Source organism: Thalassospira sp. NFXS8 (genome assembly GCF_040148805.1).
In the GTDB taxonomy this organism is placed as follows: Bacteria; Pseudomonadota; Alphaproteobacteria; order Rhodospirillales; family Thalassospiraceae; genus Thalassospira.
The window spans coordinates 1,526,431-1,544,163 of sequence record NZ_JAGEMF010000001.1; the positions used below are offsets into that span (position 1 = coordinate 1,526,431).

A 17,733-nucleotide genomic window follows, 5' to 3' on the forward strand; every position below is an offset into this window, starting at 1 on the left:
CAGCCCGCATATTGCAGGGGGGTTAATGTTGATCAAAAAATTCGCGAAAATGCGCCGCCACCTGATCGGGGATTTCCTCGGCCAGGTAATGCCCGGCGGGCAAGGCAAAACCGGTAACGTTGTCGGCCCGTTCGCGCCACAAAGCCAGGGCATCAAAACACCGCTCGATCACCCCGCGCCCGCCCCAGATTGCCAATAACGGCATCGCCAGCTTACGGTCGCCATCGGCGTCATCATGGGCAATATCAATGCTGGCTGCGGCGCGGTAATCCTCGCAACTGGCATGGATCACATCGGGATTGCGAAACAGGGTCAAATATTCTTCCAGGGCTTCGGGGGCAAAGGGCGATGCCCCCGCACTTTGTGCCTTGCATTTAAATTTCCAATAGGCATCCGGGTCGCCGCCAATCATGGTTTCAGGAAACGGGGCGGGCTGAATTAAATAAAACCAGTGCCAATAGGCGCGCGCAAAGGCGTCGTCGGTTTCGCGGTACATTTCACGAGTTGGCGCAATGTCCAGCATCGCAATCGCCTGAACCACCCCGGCATGGTCCATGCCCATGCGATGGGCAACCCGCGCGCCCCGGTCATGCGCACCAACATAAAACCGGCTGTGGCCCAGTTGCGCCATTACCTGCACCATATCGGCCGCCATCGACCGCTTGGAATAGGGGCTGTGTTGCGCATCGGTTTGCGGCTTTGATGACCGGCCATAACCACGCAAATCGGCACAAACCACATGGTATTTATCGGCCAGTTGCGGCGCGACCTTATGCCACATTGCCGATGTTTGCGGGTAACCATGCAACAGCAACAATCCCGGCCCATCCGCCTTGCCCCCATGGCGCACAAAAATATCGGCACCCTCGCCAGAAATTATTTCTTCCCGAAAACCCTCAAACATGGCGTTCCTCCTGACATGCAGGCCACCTTGGTGGCGGCCGGTTCAGCCAAGCATAGCCGATTTCAACTATTCCATTATGCGGCAATATTAATCAATAATTTCTATCAATATTACTTATCAATCAGCTTGGCGCCAACCGCTATCCAACGGTTCACGGCCTGTTTTTAACTGATGATATTGAAACCTGACTGATCGTGCTGCGCTGGGGTGCATTTGCCCGGATTGTAACCTGGCGATGGCTGGCATCGGCGTTTTTATCGAGCACGGTAATATCGTAAAAGCCGGGTTCCGATGGTTTCCAGCGCGCCGTCCTTTTCCATGGATCCGATGGCAGCGGAACGCCATTTACCATCCAGATTAAAGGCCGCACCCCGTTTCGGGCACGTAAAACCACACCCCGCCGGGCAATATCGCCCAGCAAGAACAGGGCATCGTCGGCAGGAAATTCAATATCAAGGGCATTTGCGGCAAGCTGGTTTTGCTGCGCGCGGTTAGGGGCAAAATATTTCAAGCCGTCCGGTGCCGGTTTTTTCCAGCTTTCATCTAAATCCACATTATGAATACGCGACAAACGCGGCAGTTTTTCAAACACGGAAAATAACAACGGTGCCGCACTGCTTAGCCCGGTTTGGCCGGGGCTTGGCTGCCCGGACGCCTTGCCGACCCACACCCCCACAGTGTAATCGGCGTTATAACCAAACGCCCACGCATCGCGAAACCCATAGGATGTCCCGGTTTTAAAGGCAATTGGTGCCGGGTTTAAGGTTGCTTGCGCACGGTATCCATCGGGCCTGGGGGTATTTTGCAAAATACCGGTAATCCATTTTTGGGTTTGAGGCGAAAACATCTCGTGCGGGGACAGGCACGCTGCCGGTTTTTCATCGCGTAAATATTGCAGCGGGCAGTTTTTGCGGTCTGTCGCAAGGCCACGGTAAAGCCCTGTTAAATCATCAAGTTTCACCCCGACACCGCCAAGGGCAATGGCAAGGTTTGGCACCGCCGCATCCCCCGGAAGACTTAATTCCAGCCCGTTTTTACGCATTGATTCGCTAAACCGGATCGGCCCGTACCGCCCCAGAACCTTAACTGCCGGAATATTCAGGCTAAAGCGCAACGCATCGGCAATGCTGATTTCACCCGCTTCGTTATGATCAAAATTGGAAGGCCGATAACCGCCATCGGCAATCGCCCGATCCCAGATCAGGGTTTGCGGATGGGTTTGATGATCGTCAAATGACAGCGCATAAATAAACGGTTTCAGGGTTGAACCGGGCGACCGGATGGCGCGGGTCATATCAACAAAGCCATGACTGGGCCGATCCAGATAATCGCGCGACCCCAAATGGGCGCGAACCTTGCCGGTTTTGTTTTCAACCACAACCACCGCAAGCGACCGGTCACGCGCAACACTAACCCCATAATATTCCACCAGCTTTTGCATGTCGGCCTGCAACCACGGTTCAATGGTGGTTACGATCCGGTTCTGATCCGGGTATTGCGCCGCCAGCCTTTCTGCCAGATGCGGTGCCAGCAGGGGCATGGCATATTGTTGCCGGGGTATCGGCTCGCCCAGCGCCTGTTGATATTCGGCTGCGGTAATTTCATTATCGTTTCGCAAACGCTGCAATACCTTGGCGCGCGCCTGCCGCGCCTGCCCGGCAAAACGGTCTGGCCGCAACAACGATGGCGATTGCGGCAAAACCGTTAACAACGCAGCTTCGGCAATGGTTAAATGGCCGGGGTCTTTTTGAAAATAAACATTCGCCGCACTGCGCACCCCTTCAACGCGCCCGCCAAACGGGGCCAGCGTTGCATACATGTTTAAAATACCGGTTTTGGAAAAATGCCATTCCAGTTGCATCGCCCGCAAAATCTCGATGCTTTTGGCCCAAATTGTGCGGTCGCGCGGCTCCAGCAACCGGGCAACCTGCATTGTCAGGGTGGACCCACCCGAAACAATATGCCCCGCCCGCACCCATTGCCATGCCGCGCGCGCCAAAGCCAGCGGGTCCACGCCAATATGGCTGTCAAACCGGCGATCTTCGTAACTTTTTAAAAACCGCACATATTTCGGGTCAATATCGGCCAGGGTGGTTTTCAGCCGCAACAACCCGCCCGCGGTGGAAAACACCCGCAAAGGGCGCCCGTTTTCACCTTCAACCACAGTTGAAACATGCGACAGGCGCGCCAGATTGGGCGGAAAAACCTGGTCCAGCACCACCAATGTCACAGCCAGCACCGCAACCCCGCCCAGACCCGCCATAATGATGCGTCCGGGCATGATTTTGCGAAACGGCCGCCAACCGGGCATGGAAAGCCTCCTAACGCGCGGCTGAGACGACAAGTTGCGACACATCCCCACGGGCGAAATAACCCGGTTTATACATGTCCTCAATAAACGGCGCCGGATGCGCATATGTGCCCGGCGTTACCGCCCGCACCACATAAAACAGTTTAAAACCGGCACCGTTTTCGTTGCCATACTCGTCCTGCCCCAGGTTAACGGCGGCAACAAACCGGTCATCCCGTTCGGCCCGAAAATCGGTGGGGGATAACGTATCAGGTTCTATTTTCAGTTTCTTTTCCAGCTCCGGAAAACGGGCATTGGCTTCAATCTCGAACCCGGCAGGCAAAAAGTCGGCAATCAGGGCACGATGGGATAAACGATTGGTCGATTGCCCGGTTAACACAACGATAAACCGGTCCCCCGTTTGCACATTCTCAAGCAGGGCTGGCTTGCCGCTAACATCAAAATACTGCCGTTTGATCGACAGGCCATGTGCCTCGGCCGGTAAAGGTTTTGCCGGAATACCGGTTGCCGACCATTTGGCAAAAACAATGCTATTGCCTGCATTTTTAACTGTGTAATGGTCTTGCAACACAGCGGGCGTCACCCCGGTGTGATAACTTTGAACCTGCTCTGGCGGCTGATCGTTAACTTGCAACGATACCGACTTACCCGCCCCGGCGGTAATGCTGGTGGCCGCCTGCAACAACCAGGCCTTTTCCTGGGTGCTGGTATAGCTTTCAGTTTCGGCCATTTCCGTTACCGATGACAGCAATGTCAGACGTTCCTGATCGTTGACAAAAACCTGTTTGGGCAAGGTCAATATCGCGGCCAAATCGCGCAGGGGCGACCCGAAACTGCGATAGTAACGCCGGTCATTTCCCAAGTTATTTGTTATATTGTCGATGGTAGAACCATCCACCGTACCGCCATTTAAAACCTGTGCCGCAGCAAGCTGTGCGCGGGCAAGCGAACCGGTTTTTCCCTTTAAAAGACGGGTGGTTTCATAATCCAGCGCCGATTTTGAATAGCGGTCATTGCGGGCCAGCACCAGCACCATATAGGACCGTGCCTCGGGCGAATATTGTTCGGCACGCACCGCATTTTGCATCCAGTCAAGGGCACTGACGAACCGGTTATCAAGCACGTCATACCCTTTGGCCCGGGCGGCGGTTAAAAAATCGGTCGCATAGGCGGTCAACCACGGTTCCGGGTCGCTATGGCGATCCCACAGGCCAAAGCTGCCATCGGTGCGCTGCTTGGCCAAAACCCGTTCAATGCCATCGCGAATTTTCTCATCCAGATGGTCTTCATCAAACGTTACGCCTTGCCAGCGGTCCTGTGCATCGCGAAACGACAATAACGGAAAGGCCCGGCTGGTTGTCTGTTCCAGGCAACCATATGGATAACGATCCAGCCCCGAAATCAGTTTTTGCACATCAATTTCAGGAACACTCGACAGGCTTAAATTAAGCGATGCCGTCTCAGCCCGGAACATATCAAGATAGGACGCATCAAGATCAAGGCTTTCGCCAGCAGCCAGTTGCCGTTGCCCACTGCGGGTTTCCCATGGCTGGGCCGGGCGCACTTCAACATCCCACACCCGTTGCTGATGATACCCGTTTGGCCCGTCGATATTCAGGGTCAGGCGGGCCTGCCCAACATGGGCGGCGGTTACATCAAACCGGGTTTCAACCTGTTGTCCCGGTGCGATATCACCTTGCCAGTCAGGTTTGGTAACGCTTAATTCCTTACTGGTGGCAAGCGTGGCCTTATAGGCCCCTTCGGCCCCGCTTAAATTACGCAACCGCAGGGCAAACGCAGCCTTGTCGCCCGGTGCCATAAAGCGGGGTGGCAATAATTCGGCCACCACCGGCGCACGCACCAGCATGTTTTTAACCCCGCTGCCCGTCGCGCTATTGCTATAGGCAACGGCAAAAACGCGCAGCTTGCCATTAAAATCGGGGATATCAAAATGCGCGGTTCCGGCACCGGTATTGTCAAGCTGCACTGTTGTGCTGGCAAGGGCCACGGTTTTAAACACGCGCGAATTTAACGATGCCTGGTTGCCCTCGGCCATTTCATCACCGCCCGATCGCAAAACACCGACATCGCCTTTTTGCGGCGCAATCAAATGCCCATACAGGTCATGATAGGATAATTGCAAATATTGCTGTCCCAACAAATCCTGTTCCGGTTTCGGGGCCTTAAAACCGGTTAAACGTAAAATGCCTTCATCCACAGCAAAAACGTTAACCCGAACCTTTTCTGTACCAACCACCGGGCCAGAGGCCTGAACTGGCACCGACAGGCTGGTGCCGGGGCGCACTTCGTCGGGCAGGTCAAAATCAACCGTCATCGTTCGGCTTTCCTTGCCAAACGAAACCCACTGCGCCCCGACCGAGCGCACTGGTCCGCGCTGGTCCTGATCCAGGCCGGGGCGATAGGCCGTTGCCAAAACATAGGCCCCGTTGCCCCATTTTGCATCGACCGGAATGTGAAATTCAACACCATCACCCGACAGGTCATATTCCTTGCGCCACATAACGTTTTTCTGCGCCACAGTCACCACCAGACGCCCGTCAAACGGTGCTTTTACAAACCCGTCAATCTGATCACCCGGTTTAACATCGGTGGATTTCACACTCATTGACAGTTGGTCCGGGCGGTCGGGCGACTGGCCATTGGCCCACCAGCCAACACTAAAGGTCTGGTCGGCGGCACTGCCGGTCAGCGGGTCGCGCACGACGGCGCGATAATATCCCCACCGGTCAAAGGCACGATCAAAGGTAATTTTTCCATCAGCATCGGTGGTTACAACATCATGCCCCACCGGCATGTCATATTTTTCATAGGTCGATTGCCACTGCCCGCCCTGATAAAACCAGTTATAGTCCCGGTCCTCGCGGATCCAGTCGACCATTAATTCGCGGCCCTTGATGGCTTTGCCATCGGCGTCAACTGCAATGGCGTCAAACTTTGCCGCCTGCCCATACGACAACGAATCCCCTGTAAAACCGGGCCGAAGACCAACAAAACTATCGCTATTGCGCAATGGCAGACTGACCTTCGCGCGCGACGGGCGGCCATCAATGTCGGCAACCTCGACATTCAGGGTCACTTTCAGGGGCGATGATAAATCCACCGCCTCAAAGGCCGGCACCCTGATATCGGCATAACCGCTGGTATTGCTTTTGATTTCGTCAAAGTTTTTGCGGATCTGGGCAACGTCATCCTGAAGGCCGAAATAATAATCGGGCCGGTTTTCAAACGGATGATGATCAACCTGTAAAAACGCACTGCCACTGGCACGCAGGCCACTTCCCGGTGCGCCAAACAGATAATCGGTTTGCACATCAAGCGGCATTGCCGCACCAAACACCATATAAGGGGCCGTTGTGGTGGCTTTTACCTCCAGCCGTTCGGGAACAAATTCCTCCACCTGGATCGACAAATCGCCAATCGGGTCGGCCTTGGGGTCGCTATAGGCGGCAATGCGCCATTTACCGGTTGCCGCAGCGGACGATATGGCAATATCAACTCGGCCACCCCCGGTATCATCAGGGGTTTGGACCGTTTTAAAGGCTTCCTTGCCATCGGGGCGATACAACACAATGGTTAAAGGTACCCCGGTTTGCGCATCGGCTTTGTCATCGCGCAGCAAATAGCCCAGATGTACCTTTTCGCCAGGGCGGTAAATTCCCCGGTCCGAATACAAAAACGATTGCAACGGCTTGGGCGGCACATGGCCTGAAACACCCCGGTCCGATAATTCCAGTGCCGATTCCTGCAATGAAATAAACGAAAAATCGCCGGTCTCTGTTTCTGCCGTCAGATACAGGGCTTCCTTACCGCCCTTGCCATTTAACAATGGCCCCGAAAAATCGGCCCAGCCATCCTTGTTCGCGGTGGTTTCGCCCAATATGGCGTTGTTGCGGGCAATCAGCCGCACTTTGGCACCCGCAACCGGCTGTGCCGTGCGCAATGACCGCACCTGAAGCGACAGGCCCTTTTCCCCGTCATAGGCCGACAGGCCCAGATCCGTTACAACCACCCACTGGGTCGGTTTATTGCCCCAGGTGTCATCATCATCTGGTGCGGTTGCCACCAGCGCATACAGACCCGGTTTAAAATCTGCCACCATTTCGGAAAGCGGAATTTGGGTAACAATATCGGTATCTGGAATATTGCGAATATCCAGCTTTCCGGCCCAGACTTCCTCGCCAGCCTCGTCGCGGATGCGGCGCATATCCCAGTTATCCATTTCGCGGCCCAAAAGGCTCGCTGTCAGCGTCGATACCAGGTTGCGTTCCACAACCTGGTAGAATTTCAAATTCACGCTATCAAGGTTAACCGTCGTCACCGGAATGACCGGCGCATCGCTTTTGGGTAAAACATAACTGTTGGTCCCCAAAACGATATCGGGCTTGCGCGCCCCCATCATAACATCGCGCGTCACGTCATCGGCCAGGGCAAACCCGTAAACACCCTTTAACCCCTTGCGCAGGGTAACCTTTGTGGTTTGCGAATGCGGCAGACCGAACAGGCATAATTTTCCGTCCGCTATCCGGGCCGAATAATCACGCTTTGGCGACAGCTCGATATAGGATCTAAGGTCAAGCGGCTGATCGTCACTTAAATCATGGTCAAAGGCAAAGCAGGCCTCGCTTACAGCCTTTTCCGCCTGCATCGTTACCTTTTCAAGGTCCAGGTTCCCCGTTAAAGATGCCTGTAAATCCGAAATACGGGTGCGATAGTTTTCCACAATGCAGGTTCGTGTCGCGTCCGACAGGGCATCGGGCTTTTCACTCGGCATCAAAACACAGCTTTTACGCAAATTACGCAACCAGGCCCGCTGGTCCGTTTGTAAAACAACCTGTTCAACGTCGCCCTGTTCCCCTAACGCCTGCTTGTAAACAGTCGCCATTTCCCGATCCAGTTTCGCAATATCCTGATTATGGCAAATGGATTTTTCCAACCCGGTTGACGCCTTTTCGCAAGGGAAACTGGCGCGATAGGTTTCGCTGGCCTGGGACATAACGGGTGAAACGAGGAAAAACAAAAAAAGAAACAGGGCGGAAAGCCATTTTTCGCCGGGCATTGGAACCTCAATTTCACTTGGATCATTCAGGGGGAGGCAAAGCCTTAATCCAGACCAGAAAAAAGGTTTTTTTACGATAACGCAACACGCAAAAATTGCACATCAACACGGATCCCCCATGACGCTGATAATTCAGGGGGTTGCGCCAATAAAAAACAGCAAGGAAAGCGGACACTTTCCTTGCTGTCATACATATACAATTTTAAAGGGTATCAGCCGTTGCGATACAAATAGCTATAGGCATTAATCGCCGGAACCCCACCCAAATGGGCATAAAGAACTTTCGATCCTTTGGGGAAATAGCCTTTTTTGACCAGATCAATCATGCCCTGCATCGATTTACCTTCGTAAACCGGGTCGGTCATCATGCCTTCGGTGCGGCCAGCCAGACGAATGGCCTCGTTGGTTTCATCAGACGGCACACCGTATGCCGGATAAGCGTAATCATTGATCAGGGTAATGTCTGCATCCGAAATGCCACCTTCCAGTTCCACCAGATCGGCGGTTTTTTCGGCAATCGCCAAAACCTGCGCCCGGGTTTGTTCCGGTGTGGCCGACGCATCAATACCAATCACCTTGTTGGCCCGGCCATCGGCGGCAAAACCAACCGCCATCCCGGCATGGGTGGACCCGGTAACAGTACACACCACAACATAATCAAATTTAAACCCCAGTTCGGCTTCCTGCGCGCGGACTTCTTCGGCAAAGCCAACAAAACCCAGCCCGCCATATTTATGCACCGATGCCCCGGCCGGGATCGCATAGGGGGTGCCGCCTTTGGCTTTCACATCCTTCAGGGCAGCTTCCCAGCTTTCACGAATGCCAATGTCAAAGCCTTCATCGACCAGTTCGATCTCGGCGCCCATGACACGGCTCATCAAAATATTGCCAACCCGGTCATAAACGGCATCGTTAAACGGCACCCAGCTTTCCTGAACCAACCGGCATTTCATGCCAATCTTGGCGGCAATCGCGGCGACCTGGCGGGTGTGGTTGGACTGCACACCGCCAATCGTCACCAATGTATCGGCACCCGATTTAATCGCATCGGGAATGATATATTCCATCTTGCGAACCTTGTTACCGCCAAAGGCCAGCCCGGAATTGCAATCTTCGCGCTTGGCATAAAGTTCAACATCGCCGCCCAGATGTTCTGACAGGCGCGGCAAGGCTTCAATCGGGGTCGGCCCAAAGGTCAGCGTGTATTTTTCAAACTTACCCAAATTCATTTTTTTCACTTTTCGCACTCCCTGTTTTGCGATTATTCATCGGGAAATGCTACTCCGCCTTAAATGAAAGGTGCTCTCGAATTTATGCTTATTTTTGCTCATGAGACTTCCTAAAATCGACAAACCATGCCTACACTTCCATAAATTTACCAATATATGGAATATAATTTCATGACCCAGCCGCTAGACCGCTCCGATCAAAAGATTTTGCGCCTGTTACAAAGTGATGGCCGCATGGGTAATGCCGATATCGCCAAACGGGTCAATGTCAGCCCCGCCACCTGCCACCGCCGCATCCAGCGCCTGTTTGACGAAGGCTATGTCAGCACAGTGCGCGCCATGATCGACCCGCAAAAGGTGGAACGCGGTGCCCTTGTCATGGTCGGCGTGGTGCTGGACCGTTCAACCCGCGAAAGTTTCGCCGAATTTGAAACCGCGTGCCGCAAATTACCGTTTATTCTCGATTGCCACCTGGTCGCGGGCGATTTCGACTATTTCCTCAAAATCCGCGTGCGCGACATGGCCGATTTCAACCATTTACACGGCGACCAACTCATCGCCCTGCCCGGCGTGCGCCAAACCCGCACATTCTTTGTGATGAAAGAGGTTGTCGATAATGCGCCGCTGGCGTTTTAAGCTGTATATCCCGGTACATCCAAACAACAATTAATGTCATGGCAATAATTTTTACCAATCCTGAATTAACGGGTACACATTAAATATAGAAACAAGGGCTGGAATGGTCAATTTCGAATGAGATAACGCGAAGGCAGCCCGCAATGACGAACGTCACGGCGTACCCTTCACAGCCGTTTCAAATTTCGATTTTAGCACCACCCTTGTGTTCAAAGATGACCGGCAGGAATACGGCGAAGAGCGTATGATCGCGGCAGGTTTTATAAAAGATCGGCTGCATGTTCTGATTTATTCCCTGCGTGCCAGCACCATCCGCGTCATATCGCTGCGCAAAGCCAACCGGCGGAAGATCGAAACCTATGTTAACCAAATTTGAAAATGCGCGCTGCATGGCCCAAAAGGCCCTTACGGACATGACAGACGCAAAAGATACCGCCATCACCAAAGCCGCCAGGGATGCCCCGGATACGCAACTGGTGGACAGCCTGATGCGCAAAAAACGCGGGCGTCCCTTTGCCGAAGCAACGACAACCAAGGTATCGATCCGATTATCGCCCGAAGTCCTCGACGCCTCGCGGGCGACGGGCAACGGCTGGCAGACCCGTGTTGATGAGCTTTTGCGCAAGGAAATGGGCCTTTAAGAACGTCCGTGTCGCTGCAAAAATGAAAAGGCGGCACCACTTGGGATGCCGCCTTATTCATATCCGCCGTTTCACTACCGACCGACATTGATGGCCGATATGTAGTCTAGCCCCCAACCGGAAACCGCATCGTCACAAATTCCTCTGCCGCCGAGGGATGCACGGCCACTGTCTGGTCAAACTGGGCTTTGGTCGCGCCAAGGCGCACAGCAATGCCTATCCCCTGAATGATTTCGGCCGCATCGGGGCCAACCATATGTGCGCCCAAAACCACATCGGTGGTTTTATCGACAATCAGCTTCATCAGCGTTTTTTCATCACGGCCCGAAAGCGTGTGTCGCATCGGTTTGAAGGTTGATTTGTAAATTTCAATTTCGCCGCCTTTGGCCCGGGCTTCTTCCTCGCTAAGGCCCACGGTGCCAACCGGTGGCTGCGAGAAGACTGCGGTTGGAATGGCCTGATAGGACATATGCCACGGCTTGCCACCATAAACGGTATCGGCAAAGGCCATGCCTTCCTTGATCGCGACCGGGGTAAGCTGGACATGGTCCGTCACATCGCCCACGGCATACACATTTTCAACGCTGGTTTGCAGGCCCTTGTTGATTTTAACCGCGCCGTTATCGTCGGTTTCAATACCGACTTCTTCAAGACCCAAACCCTTGGTATTGGGCGCACGACCCGTAGCAAACATGATGGCATCGACTTCCATGTCACCGCCGCCGGTTAATGTCAGCTTCAGGCTGCCATCACCCTGTTTTTCAATCGCGGTCACATTGGTTTCAACCCTGAGGTCGATACCCTTTTTAATAATTTCCGCCGCCAGATGGTCGCGAATATCGCCATCAAAACCGCGCAAAATTTGCGTACCGCGATAAAGCTGGGTTACCTCGGCACCAAGACCGGCAAAAATACCGGCAAATTCCACCGCAATATAGCCGCCGCCAACGACGACAATACGCTTGGGCAGGTCTTCGAGATGGAAGGCTTCGTTTGACGAAATCGCATGTTCGATGCCGGGAATATCTGGCAGGGTCGGATGCCCCCCCACCGCGATTAAAATGCGTTCGGCCGTCACTTCCTCACCGCCGACAATAACAGTATGGGCATCCTTAAAGGTCGCGCGGTGTTCGAACAGTTTCACGTTCGATCCGGCCAGCAGTTTGTGATAAATGCCGTTGAGCCGGTCAATCTCGGCATCCTTGTTGGCAATCAGCGTTTTCCAGCTAAAGGTCGGTTCGCCCGGAAGGGTCCAGCCATAGGCGCTGGCGTCTTCAAAATCCTCGGCAAAATGCGCCCCATAGACCAGCAGTTTTTTGGGCACACAGCCGCGAATAACACAGGTGCCGCCCACCCGGCTTTCTTCGGCAATGGCAACCTTTGCGCCATAGCCCGAAGCAACACGGGCCGCGCGCACACCGCCGGACCCGGCACCAATTACAAACAGATCAAAATCGTAACTTGTCGACATTTACATAAATCCTTGGGTTGGATAATCCCCGCTACATGGCGCCAAATGTAGGGATCAATTCGCCAGAGTCTAGGATAGAGTTTGCAATGCCAACCACGTGTTCGTGAAGTACAACCGGGAATGGCGTTTTGTGCTGTTTATCCTATATACTTAAAATCGAAACCGCCCGTCGTGGCAACGCCCCACAAAACAGGACGACACCAAAATGACTGACGCCCGCTTTTCCGAGGACCCGGCCTATCAAACAGCACAGCCGGTATATGCCGAAGAACGCAGCGGCAATACCGCCATTGTCTGTTACGGGTTGATGATTGCCACCCTGTTTACAGCTTATGCCACCGGGCTGATTGCCCTGATTGTCGCCTATGTTGCACGCGAGGATGACAATCACTGGAGCAACAGCCACTATACCTTCATCATCCGCACTTTCTGGATCAGCATTTTATATGCAGTGATGACCGGGATTGTGACGTTTTTCGTCTGGTGGATCCCGTTGATCGGCTGGGCCATTATTGGCCTGATGGGGCTTTATACCGCGGCGTGGTTTATTGGCCGCAACGTGATTGGCCTGTTACGGGCCATGGAAGGCAAGCCGATTAACAATCCGCGAAGCTGGTTTTTTGGCTGATCCCACCTGCTAAATACCGAACAAAATGGCAGGATGATTGCACCAGCGGTGCGGCATCGCTAAAGTCGCGGCTGCGGGTTTTAATCAACAGGGAATGGCAGCTTTATGACGACGGCAGAAACGGCGAAAACGGCAAAAATGCGCTGGGAAGATTTGCTTTCGGCCCATCGTCTTGATGTGGTGGATGGCAAAATTACCCGGCCCGATGGCCCCGCCCGCCCTGCTGCCGATGGCCGAAGCCCGTTTCAGATAGACGTTGATCGGGTGATTTTTTCATCCTCCTTTCGTCGCCTGCAAAACAAAACCCAGGTTCATCCCCTGTCCGATAATGACCATGTCCATACCCGCCTGACCCACACCATCGAGGTGGGGTCGGTCGGGCAATCATTGGGGTTGATGGCCGGGGCGCATATCGTCAAACAGCTTGGCAATGATTGCACCATCACCATTGCCGATATCGGCTATATGGTGCAGGCCGCCTGCCTGGCGCACGATATTGGCAACCCGCCCTTTGGCCATTCGGGCGAAGATGCCATCAATGAATGGTTTACCACATCCCAACTGGCAAAAGACGAACTGACATCGCGCCTGTCCGGCCCGGAACTGGAAGATTTGCGCAATTTTGAAGGCAACGCCCAGGGCCTGCGCATTATCAGCCAGTTGGAAATGAAGCGCTTTGAAGGCGGGCTAAACCTGACCTATGGCACGCTGGGCAGTTTCATCAAATATCCGCGTTCCACCTCTATGAGTGCGGCACGGCGCAAGGAATATACCGGCCTTAAAAAGCCGGGCTATTATCAATCCGAACGGGCCATTGCCACCGCGATTGCGCAAAATTGCGGTTTGATCGCCCATGACGGGCTGGACGGGGCCTGGCGGCGGCACCCGCTGGTGTATCTGGTCGAGGCGGCAGACGATATTTGTTATTCGGTGGTCGATCTGGAAGATGGCTGGGAACTGGGCTGTGTCAGCTTCGAGGAAGTTGAACGCGCCCTGGCCCCGATTGCCCGCCACCCCGACAAATACGAAGGCGATGCCGACCAGCGCTGGACCGATTTGAAGGCCGAAAAATGGTATGCCGAAAAATCGCAAAACGACCGCATTGGCTTTTTGCGGGGCAAGGCGATTGGCAACCTGGTCAAGGCATCGGTGGATGCCTTTATTGCCAACGAGGACGCGTTGCTGTGTGGCACATTAAATGGCGATTTGCTGGCAAACACGGCACTGGGGATGGATGCCAAATATTGCAAAACGCTGGCAGTTGATAAAATTTACAATGCCCCGCATGTCCTGCCAATTGAAATGGCCGGGTTCGAGGTGATCAACGGCTTGCTCAACAGTTTTGTCCGTGCTGCCATCGATATTGAAGAACATCAAAAACACGACAAACGCCTGCCGCCGCAGGCCGACCGGATCGACAAATTGCTTTCTGGCAAACTTTCAGCCAGCAACACACTTTATGATCGTATCATGCGGGTGATGGATTATATTTCCGGCATGACAGACCGTTACGCCGTTACCCTGTTTCGCAAGCTACAGGGCATAACCATTTGAACCAACCGACCGTGCGACACCGTATAGACATGCAGTGTTTAAAGCGACAAGCGGCAGGTGGTTATGGGACGTTTGCGGGTTATTTTAGGCGATCAGTTATCGCAATCTATTTCCTGCCTTACGGGTTGCGATAAAACCCGCGATACCATTTTGATGTGCGAAGTGTGGGATGAAGCCACCTATGTTGCCCATCACAAAAAGAAAATCGCTTTTCTGTTTTCTGCCATGCGCCATTTTGCCCGTGATTTGCGCAAGGCGGGGTACAATATTGATTACATCCAACTAGATGACGCCGAAAATAGTGGTTCCTTTCGCGGTGAAGTAAACCGCGCCATCGCCCGTCATGCGCCAGAACAAATCATTGTCACCCACCCCGGCGAATATCGCGTGTTGCAGGATATGAAAACCTGGCAGGAAACATTCGGCCTGCCAGTTGAAATTCGTGACGATGACCGGTTTCTGTGCGGCCTTGATGAATTTCGCGACTGGGCCAAAGACCGCACGCAATTGCGAATGGAATTTTTCTATCGCGAGATGCGCAAAAAACACGGCATTTTGCTGGAAAATGGCAAACCGGTTGGCGGGCAATGGAACTTTGACACACAAAACCGCAAACCACCCAAAAACGACATGGATATTCCCGCCCCGTACCAGTCTCGGCCCGATGACATTACAAGTGATGTTCTTGATCTGGTTGCGGCGCGATTTGGCAGCCATTTTGGCGACCTTCAGCCTTTTCATTTTGCTGTTACGCGCCAGCAGGCGCTTAATGCACTTGACCAGTTTATCAATCAGCGACTGGCACAGTTTGGCGATTATCAGGATGCAATGGTGCAAAACCAGCCCTGGATGTTTCATGCCCATCTGGCTTTTTATCTCAATTGCGGTCTGCTTTTACCGCTTGAATGCATCAAGGCGGCGGAAAACGCCTATTATCGCGGCGATGTGCCGTTAAATGCGGCCGAAGGTTTCATTCGCCAGATTTTGGGATGGCGGGAATTTGTCCGGGGAATTTACTGGCTTAGGATACCGGGCTATGGCGATGAAAACTATTTTGAAGCAACCGCCGCCCTGCCGGAATTTTACTGGACCGCGCAAACCAAAATGAACTGCCTGCGCCAATGCGTGCTTGAAACCCGCAAAAATGCCTATGCCCACCATATTCAACGCCTGATGGTACTGGGCAATTTTGCCCTGCTGGCGGGCATTTCCCCGGCTGAAGTCAATGAATGGTTTTTAATCGTTTATGCCGATGCCTTTGAATGGGTGGAAATGCCCAATGTCAGCGGCATGATCCTTTTTGCCGATGGGGGTTATCTTGCCAGCAAACCCTATGCTGCAGGTGGTGGCTATATCAGCAAAATGTCGAATTACTGCGACAACTGTTCATACAAAGTCAGCAAAAAGAACGGGCCTGATGCCTGCCCGTTTAATTACCTGTACTGGGATTTTCTGGCGCGCAATCGCACCAAGCTGGCCGATAACCATCGTGTGGGCATGATGTATAAAACCTATGACCGCATGGGGAATGATAAAAAACAGGCCATCGCCGATGACGCCAACCGGTTTCTAAAAAGCCTGTCATGAAAAAAAAATCCGACCTGCCCGCCAAAACCTGCCTGGTATGCCAGCGCCCCTTTAGCTGGCGCAAAAAATGGAAGGATTGCTGGCAAGACGTTAAATACTGCTCCGAACGGTGCCGACGCGAAAAAAGCAATATTGGCAAAAGCGCAACAATATCAGCGCCTGAAGATGCGCAGATGTAGCCCTTAATTCCGATCGAGGCCTGAGATGCGGTTTTCGTAACCCCACGGCGAATACCATGCAACAGGGGCAAACAACCAAAACCACCCGCGCATAATCAAAAAAATGGCCTTGCCCGGATAACACGGGCAAGGCCAACTGGCATGATAACGGAACACCCCGCCACATGATCAAATGATATAGTGAATGCCGCATTCGGTTTTGTCCTGCCCGGCCCAGCGGCCTGCGCGAACATCGGAAACACTGGCATCCACCCGGTCGGTACACGGCATGCAGCCGATTGACATATAGCCTTCGGCTTCCAGCGGGTGGCGCGGCAAGGCCCGGTTATCAAAGATATCTTCGATATCCTGACGGTTATAACCAGCCAGCGGGTTTACCTTGATCCGGGTTCCTGCCGTTTCGATCACCGGCAAGGTACCCCGTTCACCACCGTGAAAGCGTTTGCGCCCGGTCAGCCACGCATCATAGCCCTGAAGGGCGCGTTGCAGTGGCTCGACCTTGCGAATAAAGCAGCAGCGATTGCCATCTTTGGCAAACAACATGCCGTTGGGGTCTTCGGCTTTCAGTTTTTCTTCATCGGGGCGCATGATGCGAATATTGGTCAGGCCCAGTTGGTCCACCAATTGTTCGCGGTAGCGATGGGTTTCACCAAACAATTTACGGGTATCAAGAAAAATCACCGGCAGGTTCGGGTCAACTTCGGCCACCAGCGCCAACAGCGCGGCGGCCTCTGTCCCGAACGATGACGTCATGGTGATCTTGCCGGCAAATTCTTCGTGGACCATCGGTTCAATCAGGGAAATTCCCTGCAGGTGGCCATAACGATCAAGCAATGTGCGGGCACGCTCGGTCGTTTCGTCAACTGTCATGCTGCCACCGGTGACGACTTCTTCCTCTCTCAAAGCAGCCATTATAACCACCCCCGGCGATCTATATAATCATCTGTCAGGCGCACAAGCTGCTTCATATCAGCACCGGATTTGCGCCATTTGGCACGCTGGCTTGCCAGTTCGCCCAAACGGTCGCCCCAATGCGGAGACAGCCAGTTTTCAATCGCCCGCCGAATGCGTCCTGCCAGACGGGGACTGGCACCATTGGTCGAAACCGTGATGACCAGATCGCCGCGCTGAACACGGGCCGGGTTAAAAAAATCGCAGTAATCCTTTACGTCCTCGACATTGACGATGGTGCCAACGGCGCGGGCGGTTGTGGCAAGTTCGGCTGCCCGGGCCTCGGGCAGGTCCACCACAAACATGATGGCTACGGCGTTAATATCGGCCGAATTGGGCAGATAACGGTGCAGGCGGTCGCCCGCCTGTTCGGCCAGTTCGGCACTCGGGTCTTCGCTATAAACGGTGACATATTTGGCCCCATCACCGTCAAGCTGGCGCAAACGGTTCAGCGTAGCCTCGCCGTTGCCAACCAGAGCCACCGACAGGCGGCCAAGGTCCAGATTGATGGGAAACATCGTCGATCCTCTAAATACGGTTTTCTGTTTGTTGATTGCACTATGAA

13 protein-coding genes and 1 pseudogene are annotated in these 17,733 nt (G+C 53.7%); 7 read left to right on the forward strand and 7 right to left on the reverse strand.

The window, feature by feature from the left end:
• Positions 1-22: 22 nt before the first annotated feature.
• From J4E05_RS06970 to J4E05_RS06985, 4 genes are all read right to left on the reverse strand, one after another.
• A complete protein-coding gene (locus J4E05_RS06970; RefSeq protein WP_349593700.1) occupies positions 23-904 on the reverse strand; it encodes an alpha/beta fold hydrolase in 882 nt (293 codons plus the stop codon).
• Between the two features lie 151 nt (positions 905-1,055).
• Positions 1,056-3,215 carry a penicillin-binding protein 1C gene (gene pbpC, locus J4E05_RS06975; protein ID WP_349593703.1) on the reverse strand — a complete coding sequence of 720 codons (2,160 nt, stop codon included), beginning with the start codon at positions 3,213-3,215 and terminating at the stop codon, positions 1,056-1,058.
• Positions 3,216-3,225: 10 nt separating this feature from the next.
• Positions 3,226-8,292, reverse strand: a complete 5,067-nt coding sequence (locus J4E05_RS06980; protein WP_349593705.1) for an MG2 domain-containing protein — start codon at positions 8,290-8,292, stop codon at positions 3,226-3,228.
• A gap of 212 nt (positions 8,293-8,504) precedes the next feature.
• The gene (locus J4E05_RS06985) at positions 8,505-9,521 is read right to left on the reverse strand and encodes a 1-aminocyclopropane-1-carboxylate deaminase (RefSeq protein WP_349594660.1); all 1,017 of its coding nucleotides are present in this window, start codon (positions 9,519-9,521) and stop codon (positions 8,505-8,507) included.
• Between the two features lie 171 nt (positions 9,522-9,692).
• Between J4E05_RS06985 and J4E05_RS06990 the strand changes: the two genes are divergently transcribed.
• The 3 genes and pseudogenes from J4E05_RS06990 to J4E05_RS07000 all read left to right on the forward strand — a co-directional run bounded on the left by J4E05_RS06990 (position 9,693) and on the right by J4E05_RS07000 (position 10,798).
• Positions 9,693-10,157, forward strand: a complete 465-nt coding sequence (locus J4E05_RS06990) for an Lrp/AsnC family transcriptional regulator (protein WP_349593708.1) — start codon at positions 9,693-9,695, stop codon at positions 10,155-10,157.
• A 181-nt stretch (positions 10,158-10,338) separates the two neighbouring features.
• A pseudogene (locus J4E05_RS24060) lies at positions 10,339-10,533 on the forward strand (BrnT family toxin); the annotation flags it as partial.
• 37 nt (positions 10,534-10,570) lie between these two features.
• The gene (locus J4E05_RS07000) at positions 10,571-10,798 is read left to right on the forward strand and encodes a BrnA antitoxin family protein (protein WP_349593713.1); all 228 of its coding nucleotides are present in this window, start codon (positions 10,571-10,573) and stop codon (positions 10,796-10,798) included.
• Between the two features lie 106 nt (positions 10,799-10,904).
• Here the strand turns inward: J4E05_RS07000 and gor are convergent, their stop codons facing one another.
• Positions 10,905-12,269 carry a glutathione-disulfide reductase gene (gor, locus tag J4E05_RS07005; RefSeq protein ID WP_349593716.1) on the reverse strand — a complete coding sequence of 455 codons (1,365 nt, stop codon included), beginning with the start codon at positions 12,267-12,269 and terminating at the stop codon, positions 10,905-10,907.
• A gap of 205 nt (positions 12,270-12,474) precedes the next feature.
• On the opposite strand from gor, the gene J4E05_RS07010 reads away from it, so the two are divergent.
• From J4E05_RS07010 to J4E05_RS07025, 4 genes are all read left to right on the forward strand, one after another.
• Positions 12,475-12,897, forward strand: coding sequence for a DUF4870 family protein (locus tag J4E05_RS07010; protein WP_349593718.1), 423 nt, complete (start codon positions 12,475-12,477; stop codon positions 12,895-12,897).
• 105 nt (positions 12,898-13,002) lie between these two features.
• The gene (locus tag J4E05_RS07015) at positions 13,003-14,451 is read left to right on the forward strand and encodes a deoxyguanosinetriphosphate triphosphohydrolase (RefSeq protein WP_349593721.1); all 1,449 of its coding nucleotides are present in this window, start codon (positions 13,003-13,005) and stop codon (positions 14,449-14,451) included.
• Between the two features lie 63 nt (positions 14,452-14,514).
• Complete coding sequence (locus J4E05_RS07020; protein ID WP_349593724.1) at positions 14,515-16,038, forward strand: cryptochrome/photolyase family protein; 1,524 nt, start codon at positions 14,515-14,517, stop codon at positions 16,036-16,038.
• Entirely contained in the window at positions 16,035-16,217 is a 183-nt protein-coding gene (locus J4E05_RS07025) for a DUF2256 domain-containing protein (RefSeq protein WP_349593727.1), read from the forward strand. Before J4E05_RS07020 ends, J4E05_RS07025 begins: the two co-directional genes overlap by 4 nt.
• Before the next feature lie 168 nt (positions 16,218-16,385).
• Here the strand turns inward: J4E05_RS07025 and J4E05_RS07030 are convergent, their stop codons facing one another.
• Both J4E05_RS07030 and J4E05_RS07035 read right to left on the reverse strand, forming a co-directional pair.
• Entirely contained in the window at positions 16,386-17,129 is a 744-nt protein-coding gene (locus tag J4E05_RS07030) for a phosphoadenylyl-sulfate reductase (protein ID WP_349593730.1), read from the reverse strand.
• The gene (locus J4E05_RS07035) at positions 17,129-17,686 is read right to left on the reverse strand and encodes a precorrin-2 dehydrogenase/sirohydrochlorin ferrochelatase family protein (protein ID WP_085595598.1); all 558 of its coding nucleotides are present in this window, start codon (positions 17,684-17,686) and stop codon (positions 17,129-17,131) included. The genes J4E05_RS07030 and J4E05_RS07035 overlap by 1 nt, the downstream gene beginning before the upstream one ends.
• Between the last annotated feature and the right edge of the window lie 47 nt (positions 17,687-17,733).

Coding starts and splice junctions, on each gene's coding strand:
- J4E05_RS07020 (WP_349593724.1), top strand. CDS start 14,515: ATGGGACGTTTGCGGGTTATTTTAGGCGATCAGTTATCGCAATCTATT.
- J4E05_RS06970 (WP_349593700.1), bottom strand. CDS start 904: ATGTTTGAGGGTTTTCGGGAAGAAATAATTTCTGGCGAGGGTGCCGAT.
- pbpC (WP_349593703.1), bottom strand. CDS start 3,215: ATGCCCGGTTGGCGGCCGTTTCGCAAAATCATGCCCGGACGCATCATT.
- J4E05_RS07030 (WP_349593730.1), bottom strand. CDS start 17,129: ATGGCTGCTTTGAGAGAGGAAGAAGTCGTCACCGGTGGCAGCATGACA.
- J4E05_RS07015 (WP_349593721.1), top strand. CDS start 13,003: ATGACGACGGCAGAAACGGCGAAAACGGCAAAAATGCGCTGGGAAGAT.
- J4E05_RS06990 (WP_349593708.1), top strand. CDS start 9,693: ATGACCCAGCCGCTAGACCGCTCCGATCAAAAGATTTTGCGCCTGTTA.
- J4E05_RS07035 (WP_085595598.1), bottom strand. CDS start 17,686: ATGTTTCCCATCAATCTGGACCTTGGCCGCCTGTCGGTGGCTCTGGTT.
- J4E05_RS07000 (WP_349593713.1), top strand. CDS start 10,571: ATGACAGACGCAAAAGATACCGCCATCACCAAAGCCGCCAGGGATGCC.
- J4E05_RS06980 (WP_349593705.1), bottom strand. CDS start 8,292: ATGCCCGGCGAAAAATGGCTTTCCGCCCTGTTTCTTTTTTTGTTTTTC.
- J4E05_RS07010 (WP_349593718.1), top strand. CDS start 12,475: ATGACTGACGCCCGCTTTTCCGAGGACCCGGCCTATCAAACAGCACAG.
- J4E05_RS06985 (WP_349594660.1), bottom strand. CDS start 9,521: ATGAATTTGGGTAAGTTTGAAAAATACACGCTGACCTTTGGGCCGACC.
- J4E05_RS07025 (WP_349593727.1), top strand. CDS start 16,035: ATGAAAAAAAAATCCGACCTGCCCGCCAAAACCTGCCTGGTATGCCAG.
- gor (WP_349593716.1), bottom strand. CDS start 12,269: ATGTCGACAAGTTACGATTTTGATCTGTTTGTAATTGGTGCCGGGTCC.